The organism is Nocardiopsis chromatogenes YIM 90109 (genome assembly GCF_000341185.1).
In the GTDB taxonomy this organism is placed as follows: domain Bacteria; phylum Actinomycetota; class Actinomycetes; order Streptosporangiales; family Streptosporangiaceae; genus Nocardiopsis_A; species Nocardiopsis_A chromatogenes.
Genome location: NZ_ANBH01000061.1, coordinates 1 through 740, shown reverse-complemented (window position 1 = coordinate 740; position 740 = coordinate 1). Strand labels below are relative to the sequence as shown.

Here is a 740-nt window from a genome sequence, read left to right as displayed (position 1 = left end):
CCCCTGCCTGCTCTACACCGCCTGGCCGCGGCCGGGGTGGTCGGCCGAGGGGCGGCTGCCCGGCTTCGCCGAAGGCCTGAACACGCTCTTCGCGCTCCAGTGCGTGCTGGTGGCGGTGCAGTTCGCGGCCGCCGCCGCCATGTACGCGCGCACGCCCCTCAAGCGCGACACCGCGATGCGCGGCCTGGCCGGTCCGGCCGCCGCCGCGGTCGGGGTGCTGCTCGGCGGGGTGTTCTCGGCCGCCGTGGTCTACCAGAGCGCCGGGTTCCTCGGCGGGTGCCACTACCCGGGCGCCGAGGAGGCCGGGTGCCTGCCGCTGCACGCCCCCGCCGCCTTCTCCTGGCTCCAGCTCGCCTTCTCCCTGGAGGCGGTGATCGCCGCGTCGGTGGCCCTGTGGTTCTGGCTGCTCCTGCGCCGCCGCACCGCGGAGGAGGAGTCGCTGGCCGCCGCCGAGTACGGGCGGCGGCGCGGCGTCTTCCGCACGCGCACGATCGCCCGGGCGCGTGCCATGGGGCGGATGACCGAGGCGCTGCCGGTGGCGCTGGGCGCCGTGCTGGTGCCCGGCATCGCCCTGGTGGCGCTGGTGGCCGTCGCGGTGGGGACCGGGCGGCTGAGCGCCGCGCCCGGCGGCGCGGAGCCCGCCGCCCCCGCGGCCCAGGCCGCCCCGGGCACCGGCGGCGGGCTGCAGGAGGCGGTGGGGGTGCTGGTGACGGTGGGCTCGTGGCTGGGCGCGCTGATGC

The 740-nt window shown here is 78.9% G+C and carries 1 pseudogene; it reads left to right on the top strand.

What is annotated here, in order from left to right:
• Nucleotides 1-740 (top strand): annotated as a pseudogene (locus tag D476_RS32325) (hypothetical protein); the annotation flags it as partial.